This is a genomic window from Microcystis sp. M061S2 (assembly GCF_020245605.1).
GTDB lineage: Bacteria > Cyanobacteriota > Cyanobacteriia > Cyanobacteriales > Microcystaceae > Microcystis.
In genome coordinates, this window is record NZ_JADBUP010000051.1 from 1 (window position 1) to 7470 (window position 7470).

General features: G+C 45.6%; 16 protein-coding genes. 13 read left to right on the forward strand and 3 right to left on the reverse strand.

Translation table 11 applies throughout. From position 1 onward, the window contains the following. Positions 1–243: 243 nt before the first annotated feature. From IM475_RS09855 to IM475_RS09895, 10 genes are all read left to right on the forward strand, one after another. A complete protein-coding gene (locus tag IM475_RS09855) occupies positions 244–411 on the forward strand; it encodes a hypothetical protein (RefSeq protein WP_287727419.1) in 168 nt (55 codons plus the stop codon). Next, a complete protein-coding gene (locus tag IM475_RS09860) occupies positions 408–899 on the forward strand; it encodes a siphovirus Gp157 family protein (protein WP_287727420.1) in 492 nt (163 codons plus the stop codon). The genes IM475_RS09855 and IM475_RS09860 overlap by 4 nt, the downstream gene beginning before the upstream one ends. A gap of 127 nt (positions 900–1026) precedes the next feature. Next, positions 1027–1632, forward strand: a complete 606-nt coding sequence (locus IM475_RS09865) for a hypothetical protein (RefSeq protein ID WP_287727421.1) — start codon at positions 1027–1029, stop codon at positions 1630–1632. Positions 1633–1771: 139 nt separating this feature from the next. Then, positions 1772–2005, forward strand: a complete 234-nt coding sequence (locus tag IM475_RS09870; protein WP_287727422.1) for a hypothetical protein — start codon at positions 1772–1774, stop codon at positions 2003–2005. Continuing rightward, the gene (locus IM475_RS09875; RefSeq protein ID WP_287727423.1) at positions 1995–2216 is read left to right on the forward strand and encodes a hypothetical protein; all 222 of its coding nucleotides are present in this window, start codon (positions 1995–1997) and stop codon (positions 2214–2216) included. Before IM475_RS09870 ends, IM475_RS09875 begins: the two co-directional genes overlap by 11 nt. Before the next feature lie 315 nt (positions 2217–2531). Further along, positions 2532–3128, forward strand: a complete 597-nt coding sequence (locus tag IM475_RS09880; RefSeq protein WP_287727424.1) for a hypothetical protein — start codon at positions 2532–2534, stop codon at positions 3126–3128. Positions 3129–3282: 154 nt separating this feature from the next. Further along, positions 3283–3603 (forward strand): hypothetical protein, encoded by a 321-nt coding sequence (locus tag IM475_RS09885; protein ID WP_287727425.1) that lies wholly within the window; start codon positions 3283–3285, stop codon positions 3601–3603. Next, positions 3600–3791, forward strand: a complete 192-nt coding sequence (locus IM475_RS09890) for a BPSL0761 family protein (protein ID WP_287727426.1) — start codon at positions 3600–3602, stop codon at positions 3789–3791. Before IM475_RS09885 ends, IM475_RS09890 begins: the two co-directional genes overlap by 4 nt. A gap of 13 nt (positions 3792–3804) precedes the next feature. Further along, positions 3805–4041 (forward strand): HNH endonuclease signature motif containing protein, encoded by a 237-nt coding sequence (locus IM475_RS22975; RefSeq protein ID WP_353737445.1) that lies wholly within the window; start codon positions 3805–3807, stop codon positions 4039–4041. Then, on the forward strand, positions 4017–4553 hold the full coding sequence (locus IM475_RS09895) for a hypothetical protein (RefSeq protein WP_287727427.1): 537 nt from the start codon (positions 4017–4019) through the stop codon (positions 4551–4553). The genes IM475_RS22975 and IM475_RS09895 overlap by 25 nt, the downstream gene beginning before the upstream one ends. Here the strand turns inward: IM475_RS09895 and IM475_RS09900 are convergent. From IM475_RS09900 to IM475_RS09910, 3 genes are all read right to left on the reverse strand, one after another. After that, the gene (locus IM475_RS09900) at positions 4550–4813 is read right to left on the reverse strand and encodes a hypothetical protein (RefSeq protein WP_287727428.1); all 264 of its coding nucleotides are present in this window, start codon (positions 4811–4813) and stop codon (positions 4550–4552) included. The two genes, IM475_RS09895 and IM475_RS09900, sit on opposite strands and share 4 nt — an antisense overlap. A gap of 31 nt (positions 4814–4844) precedes the next feature. Further along, positions 4845–5018, reverse strand: a complete 174-nt coding sequence (locus IM475_RS09905) for a hypothetical protein (protein ID WP_287727429.1) — start codon at positions 5016–5018, stop codon at positions 4845–4847. A 244-nt stretch (positions 5019–5262) separates the two neighbouring features. Beyond that, positions 5263–5976 (reverse strand): metallophosphoesterase, encoded by a 714-nt coding sequence (locus IM475_RS09910; protein WP_287727430.1) that lies wholly within the window; start codon positions 5974–5976, stop codon positions 5263–5265. 359 nt (positions 5977–6335) lie between these two features. Here IM475_RS09910 and IM475_RS09915 point away from each other — a divergent pair, with 359 nt between their 5' ends. From IM475_RS09915 to IM475_RS09925, 3 genes are all read left to right on the forward strand, one after another. Further along, the gene (locus tag IM475_RS09915; protein WP_287727431.1) at positions 6336–6503 is read left to right on the forward strand and encodes a hypothetical protein; all 168 of its coding nucleotides are present in this window, start codon (positions 6336–6338) and stop codon (positions 6501–6503) included. A 53-nt stretch (positions 6504–6556) separates the two neighbouring features. Then, the gene (locus tag IM475_RS09920) at positions 6557–7018 is read left to right on the forward strand and encodes a hypothetical protein (protein ID WP_287727432.1); all 462 of its coding nucleotides are present in this window, start codon (positions 6557–6559) and stop codon (positions 7016–7018) included. 146 nt (positions 7019–7164) lie between these two features. After that, positions 7165–7470, forward strand: a 306-nt coding sequence (locus IM475_RS09925; protein ID WP_287727433.1) for a hypothetical protein, incomplete at its 3' end; no start/stop codon positions are given.

Consider the following 7470-nt stretch of genomic DNA (forward strand, 5'->3'; position numbering starts at 1 on the left):
ACAACGCCGATACGATATCCTCTACCGGGCCTCTAAAATCGCTAAAAACGGTCAGGATTCAGACTTTGACAGGCTAGCGCTTCAGATGGCTCAAGCTGATAAAATCGACGTAATGGACCTTTTAGAGCGTTTAAACGAGTGGGCTAAACTTGAGGGCCGGGACCCACTTTTATAGTTGACTCCCACATCCCAATTTGTTCATTCTATCTAAGCCTTCGCAAAAGGCAGAATTGGAGCAAATCAATGGATTTTGACGCATTTGACAAGCAACTCATTGAATTAATTGATCAAATACTAAAAGAACGCGCCTCCTTAGGGGTCAACGAGTACACCGAGAGACTTCGAGATGTTGAACAATCCTTGGCCCACGCGGCCTATCATCTCAAGCGTGCATCGGAGGCTAAAAAATGAGCCTTAGAGATTTAGCCCTAAAACTTGCAGCCTTTGAAGCAGCCATTGTGGACGGGGAAAGCGCCGAACTTCCGGTTGCCGTTGAAGACTCCCTAGCCATTAAAGACAAGGTAGACGCTTATGGGTTTGTTCTAAACCGTCTTGAGGCAATTGAATCTGAATACAAGGCGCGTGCTGACAAGTTGTCTCAAATCGCAAAACGCCTATCAGCGGCTCAAGAGCAAATGAAACAAAATCTTAAAGACGCTATGGAAATTTTAGGCGTGGACGAGATTCAAGGGGATGAGCGCAGGTTCAAACTCCAATCCGCCAAGGCTTCAGTGAAACTTGTGGAACCTGGGCTTGTGCCTGACAAGTTTTGGAAAACAGAAATTGTTAAAAGCTTGGACAAAGAGATGGTTTCAAAAAGCCCGGAGCCCGTGCCGGGAACTGAGATAGTAAAAACAAAATACGTTCGAGAGTATGCAGTTAAACCGGGGGCAAAATGAGAATCATAGAAATAGTTTTAGTTTTATCCGCATTGACGGCCGTTGGGTTTGCCTTTTGGAAGCCCGAAGCACAGACAATTGCCACCGGCTCACAAAGGGCTGATCTTGCACAAAAGAGAGCGCAAAAATGAGCACCTTCAAAACTCCAAAGGGAACCGAACTCCCTTTTCTTAACCTTAAAGGAAAGGACTATTTGCAAGTTGCCCACCGGATTGTGTGGTTTAGGGAAGAACGCCCGGATTGGTCTATTGAAACTAGTATCGTCGAGCACAGTAATGACTCAGCCCTTGTCTTGGCTGAGATTAAAGATCCAGGGGGAAGGACAATTGCTCGGGCTCACAAATCACAGCTTCGAGCCCAGTTTCCAGGGGGCTATTTGGAAAAAGCTGAATCGGGGGCGGTGGGAAGGGCATTGGCATTCTTGGGTTACGGAACTGCATTTGCTCAAGAGCTAGAAGAGGATGGTGAGGATTTATCTCAACTAGCTGACAGCCCCATGCAAAAGCCAAAGATCGCGACAAAAGTCGAAACTCCAAAACCCATCGATGCAAATGATCCAGTAATTCCTTTTGGGAAGCTTAAAGGTAAAAAAGTCAGTGAAGTGAAATCTGATGAGGCTTTAAGTTATGCAAATTGGTTAGAGGGCGAATCACAAAAGACAGGAAAGCCTTTGAGTGATACGGCTAAAACGGTAATCAGTGCGATTAGAAAAACGCACGATATACCATTCTGATGGCTCCAATGATCCGAGGAATTTGCGAGTCGCGACGTGCGCAACGGGGAGTATGCGCGTGGCGATTTTCCCGGATCGTCAGCAACGCCTCGGCGGTCTTGCCCTCCCGCATTGATCGTCGGGGCATCTTTTAAATTTTATGAGTTATGAAATAACGGCCCTAAGTTTGATTCTAGATCACTATAAGAACAAAACTTCTATTGCAGATTTTGCAAAAGCTATTGAGGAAGAGATTCGAAAGCCGGCCCTTTGGCCAGATGAACACCGGATAAGAAATTTTATGCGGACATTTGATGATTCTGAGCGTGATTTGGCGTGGAAGATATTGTTTCAAATTCAAAAATTTATAAGGGAGCAACAACGTGGAAAATGATTTTTTAATTAATCATGTGCGTGAGCATCGCTTAGGGCAGCCGGGGTTGTTCATCGTTACAGCTTCTAATGAAGATGCTTTGAATAAAGGGATTAAAAAAGTTTTTGAGCAATATCCTGAGTTCCCCTATGGGACAGCGATTAAAAGGATTTATCGAGATGAAATGGGTCAAGGATTTATGGCCGATATTCAACATTGGGGGAGCGATTGATGAAATACCTATGCGTCAATCCCCAGGGTGATTTGGAGATTTGGGAGATCGGGTTCTGGTACTGGAAGGTCTGGGTGTCAGACGACCGTAGTGTTGAAGTGGACAACATAAAAGAGTCCATTGATGCCGATATTAGATATTGGGGCCGAGAGGTTATTGAGGAGTGGGAAGAATGAAATATTTTTCTCGGCATGGCGAGACAAGGCATGGCTAGGCGAGTCGGGGCAGGGATGGGCGGGGCTGCGCGAGGCGTGGAGAGGTCAGGCGAGGAAAAGCAAGGCGAGGTTGTTTTGAAAAAATACGAGGAGCAAAAAAATGGAAATAAAACTAAATCTGCACACCGACATAATCAAACGCAAGGTGACGTTAAGGGGCGTGAAGGACATAATGTTCGATCGCTATGCAGGAGACAATCAGACGCAATTGGAGCCCTCGCAAAAACTTTACCTGGACCCAGACAAGAATATTGGACTTCCGGCGGTCAACATTATGTCGTTACTCACTGCCCACAACACAAACTCAGCACCCAAAAGACTAAGGGACAAAAGAAAATATAAAGATATTTGTAACGCCTGTTTATCGTATGTGTCGATAGGGCCGTCTTTCATTCCATTTTTAAGAGACGGCAAACCTATTAAGTTTGAATCGTTAGATCAAGTTAAAGAAGTGTGCGCGAGTAGCGGCGTTTATGTTCATAGGTCAGTTGCGCGTTTGGATAAAGGGATTCCAAATCCGAAGGTTCGGCCTGTGCTACCGACACCATGGACACTTCAATTTGATTTGGAGCTTTTCCCAAATAAAGAAATTAAAGAACAAGAACTAATTAATTTGATTGCCGAGGCGGGTAGAGCAATCGGTCTTGGCACTTTTCGTGGGGTCTATGGAAAATTTTTATTAGAAAGCTGGGAGTGATATTGGCAATACAATGCGCGGCAATGCGTGGCAGGGTTGGGCGAGTCTGGGCAAGGCATGGCTCGGCAAGGAACGGCCAGGTAAGGAAAGGCCCGGCAAGGCGAGGCAAGGATTTATTTTTTGTAAGTGATGTAGTTTTCAATAAGGAATCCAAATGAAGTGGAAGAATAAAACCCGAGGCGGCTATGAAGTTAGGATCTATGCGACGGATGGGAGTGGGGATTATCCGATTCATGGAGCAGTTCATCTCAATGGTTTGGGCTGGCAATTGCAAAAGTGGACTCACAACGGTCAACACTCTTATGATGTTCGTACTTCGCTAGATCTCATCCCCGACGTGCCTGAGCCGCCTGAGCCGATTGATGACACTTTCGTTTTTGATGAGGGAATAATGCTGGTTTCACCCGAAAGCTGGGAAAGATTAGATCAATTTTATGGCCACAAAATCCGAGTGCGAATCGAGGTTGTGGAATGACGCTGCCTGAAGAACGCATTTTAGCTATCCACGAAACCCGCAAGTTTTTGCAAGCATTACTTGATCCAAAACAAACACCACGGGTGCCAAAAGCAATTAGAAAAAAAGCCTACGCGTTAGTCAGACACTTCCCACAACAATTTGATGTTGTTTTGAATGATAGACAAAAAGTTTCAATCGGAGATTAAAAAACTCCCCTGCATGGCTTGCGGGAAAGATGGCCCAAGCGATGTTCACCATGTAAAAACTCGTGGCTCAGGTGGAGGCGACGACTATTGGAACGTGATGCCGTTGTGTCGAGTGCATCACACCGAATGGCACAAAATCGGGATGCAACAAATGATTGCCAAACACCCCGCGATCAATGAGTTTTTGACAAAACTTGGCTGGACCTGGGAAATGGTTCAAGGCCGGTGGAAAGCGTGGCCGCCAAAATGATAATTGATGTTCCAAGAATCAAACTCCTTGTGGATAGAAGCTTTCTTGGGCCTAAACTCAAAGGTTATGAGAACGCTTATCTTTATTCAGTCACCGGGATTATAAACCGCCCGCTTTTGTTCAATGTGCATTTAGAAAGTGGGGCGCTTTTCTCAAGGCTACCTATTCACGCTCTATTCACAAAGCCTGCACCCAAGCCGCCGCCACTAAATATTTTAATGCCGTGGGGAGTAATAGGTAACAAAATCCAGTGCATTGAACACGAGTATTTAAAAAACTACGAGGTTTTGACCTCACTTGGGACAGGTCGCTATCTATTCACGATTGATCAATTCGATGGCGGATTCTCAGAAGACCCCGAACAACATAAAACAATGAACATCATTGCAATTGATGACGGGTGGCTTGCAGCCTTGCCTAACAATATGTGTCGGTTTTTAGATCGGCATTTCACAAATCACGAATTGCCGACCGCCTATGAGAGACAGTCGGCATATTGGACTACAGATTAAAGGGCTGAAACTTCAGCAACCAGAGCCGCTTCTAGGGCGTCTTCTGAAGCCTTTTGAGCGTTGATTTTATCCACAACAAGTTGTTTTAGAGCAGCCAAGGCTTGTACTTTTTCAGCATCCTTTTGTTGGCTCACAGCTTGAATGGCTTGGTCATACTGCTCTTGGGTGTAAACCGCACCGCCTGATTGGCCGGCTTGAACGCCTAAAGCATAGACCTCATCAACTAAGGCCAAAATGGAATCTTTCTTCTCTTGTAACATAGGAACCTCCCTTTAATCGGGAGAATGATTTCTACCCGACTTTTTTGCCAAATATTTTAGACAAAACGCTCGAGCCTTGTTCTTTAGCGCCCTTTTGAGCATCGCCATATGCATCTTGACGAACCGGAATGTTCTCAGCCTTTGCACGCCAATCATTCCAAGACTTCATTTTTCTTTTTTTAAGAGCTTCGCCCATCGCGTCCATGATTTAATTTTGCCCTGAGAGACCGGACGAAGCAAGGCCCATTGAAAAACACTGGAGCGCAAAATCGTAACCCGCTCCTCGTTCCCATTCCAAATCTCAGACGAATCAAGAATTGACCAATGCTCCAAGGTTATAAATCTAGGGTTCTGGCGCACTACACGCCCGATAGCTGCACATTGAACACCGTCGTCGTGGGTTGCATGGTCCCAGAAATAAAGCTCAACTATGTCGCCTATATTGAATTTCACAAAGACACCCCAAATTGAGTAAAAGGGAAATCAGGCGTGAACACTTGAATATAATTTCCAAAGACCATCCCAAAACCGATCATCGGTTCAGGGAAATCATTAAGCTCATTTCGTACATAATCTTGGAGCCCAACTTTCACCATGCAAGGGATGTCGACCGCCTGCCATTTACCATCGGGTGAATAGCTCATGGCTGCATGGTGTTGATGACCTGTGGCTATATGTTTTTGCCATCTTTGAGCCAAGCGTTGAGCAAGCGACCCTCTAACACGTCCATATTGTCTTGGATGGCAAATCCTGACTGCCTCATTCACATCAAGAAAAGAGCGGGATGTAATTTTGAGATTCGGGAAGTCCCCCACCATCTTTAATACGCGGCTGGCTTGAACCTCTCCTCGGAATAGTTTCACAAGCCGTTCAATGCAGTGATTTCCAGATAGCCAGTAAATTGTCTCAAAGTTTTGCGATAGGACTTTAAGAAGCGACTCAGCCGCTGCAAAATCATCTTCCATCTCAGCTTTCCGACGATAATACCCACCCGCATGACGAGAGATTTGGTTTAGATCCATCACATCGCCATTTAGAATAAGAATCTTCGACTCAAAGTGCCGGGCGACTTTTACAGCCTTATAGATCAATTCAGCATCATGCATCGGGCAATGAAGATCACTCATCACAGTGACCGGGAAGCCAGACACAATATGAGTCACAGGGTCCAAATCCCTCGGACTCCATGAGGTCGAAGCATCAAGCCCCGCCTTCAAAGCGTCGAGTAATTCAATCTCAGACTTTTCCCACGTTTGCTCATGAGTTTTTCTACATCTAAGTGAACAATAAGGGCGATTGCCGTGCTTATCTCTACCAATCGCACCCCCACAGATAATGCAAGATTGATTCACTTAATTCAGTGTGAGCCAAAACAAATTTAATTCAAGGCCCCTTGTGTTACCCAAAAACCATATAAGAATTGTTTCACGTGAAACTAAACCACAGGTCTAAAAAAGCTCGGCTCACCGATTGGTTAGCCCAAATAGGGATAATAGAGGCCAGGCCCACCCACGTCACCATCATGCCAGAACTCATCGATCAAAAGATCTATCACGCAGCCCTTCTAGTAGTGGCCGCCGCCAAGGATCTAGTCTGGGAACTGGAATCAGAAACCTATTACGATATCCCTCTCCCCGATGAACTAGACACCCTCAAAGACTCTATCGACCGCTTCGAGACAAAATCCTAATTCAGATATAGAATCACCCCACAAATGAACAATCCCTGGGGGGTGGGGAACTCATGAAAGCACACGGTAGACCAACAGACTATAGTCCTGATTTTGATGAGAAATTCTACAAAGCAATGGCCGAAGGACTCACAATGGAAGCAGCTTGTGGACTTGTGGGAACGACAAAAGCCAATGCTTACGAATGGTTAAAGGTTCATCCTAGTTTTTCTGATGCGGTAAGTCGAGGACGCTCAGCTCAACAATTATGGTGGGAAAATACAGGTAGAGCGGGCATTGTTGGAAAGCTCCCAAGGTTTAGTGCCGCCGGATGGATCTTCGTCATGAAGAACCTATTTAAATGGCAAGATAACTCCATGGTCGAGGTTTTGTCAGATCCAAGAAATAGTGAGGTCGTTCAAACTCAACTAGAAGTATTGAAGCAAAAATTTGATAAGCTGCTAGTATTAGAAAGGGAACGACAGCAAGCTGACGACGACTATGACGCTGAACGAGGAAACAAAAACCAATCTTAGATTCATTGCTACAGTGGTTATCCCTGTGACCATGTGGTTATCGGGGATAAGTTTTCTAGTTCACCAGGTGAGGGCTGACGTTGACCAACTCGAAAAAAAGAGCGCCGAGGACCATAGGATACGCGAATCGTTCGAGCGAGAATCGCTTGACCGCCTCGCGAGAATCGAAAGCAAACTGGACTCCGTTACCCGAGCAAAGTGACGAAGCCCTTGAGATTCTAGCTCGTAAAGAAGCCCTAAAAGACTATTACCGCAAATCACTCTACGCCACGGTCAAAGACTTGTGCGGTTATTCTAAAGTCACCTGGCGCACTCATGGATCAATCATAGAAGCATTAGAAGCCCCAACTGAGAGGAAACTCATCGTTGTCCCTCGAGGGTGTTTTAAATCAACTATCGGGGTTGTGGGCTATACGATATGGACGCTTATTCGAGAGCCTGATGCGAGGATC

Coding starts and splice junctions, on each gene's coding strand:
- IM475_RS09855 (WP_287727419.1), top strand. CDS start 244: ATGGATTTTGACGCATTTGACAAGCAACTCATTGAATTAATTGATCAA.
- IM475_RS09860 (WP_287727420.1), top strand. CDS start 408: ATGAGCCTTAGAGATTTAGCCCTAAAACTTGCAGCCTTTGAAGCAGCC.
- IM475_RS09865 (WP_287727421.1), top strand. CDS start 1,027: ATGAGCACCTTCAAAACTCCAAAGGGAACCGAACTCCCTTTTCTTAAC.
- IM475_RS09870 (WP_287727422.1), top strand. CDS start 1,772: ATGAGTTATGAAATAACGGCCCTAAGTTTGATTCTAGATCACTATAAG.
- IM475_RS09880 (WP_287727424.1), top strand. CDS start 2,532: ATGGAAATAAAACTAAATCTGCACACCGACATAATCAAACGCAAGGTG.
- IM475_RS09885 (WP_287727425.1), top strand. CDS start 3,283: ATGAAGTGGAAGAATAAAACCCGAGGCGGCTATGAAGTTAGGATCTAT.
- IM475_RS09890 (WP_287727426.1), top strand. CDS start 3,600: ATGACGCTGCCTGAAGAACGCATTTTAGCTATCCACGAAACCCGCAAG.
- IM475_RS22975 (WP_353737445.1), top strand. CDS start 3,805: ATGGCTTGCGGGAAAGATGGCCCAAGCGATGTTCACCATGTAAAAACT.
- IM475_RS09900 (WP_287727428.1), bottom strand. CDS start 4,813: ATGTTACAAGAGAAGAAAGATTCCATTTTGGCCTTAGTTGATGAGGTC.
- IM475_RS09905 (WP_287727429.1), bottom strand. CDS start 5,018: ATGGACGCGATGGGCGAAGCTCTTAAAAAAAGAAAAATGAAGTCTTGG.
- IM475_RS09915 (WP_287727431.1), top strand. CDS start 6,336: ATGCCAGAACTCATCGATCAAAAGATCTATCACGCAGCCCTTCTAGTA.
- IM475_RS09920 (WP_287727432.1), top strand. CDS start 6,557: ATGAAAGCACACGGTAGACCAACAGACTATAGTCCTGATTTTGATGAG.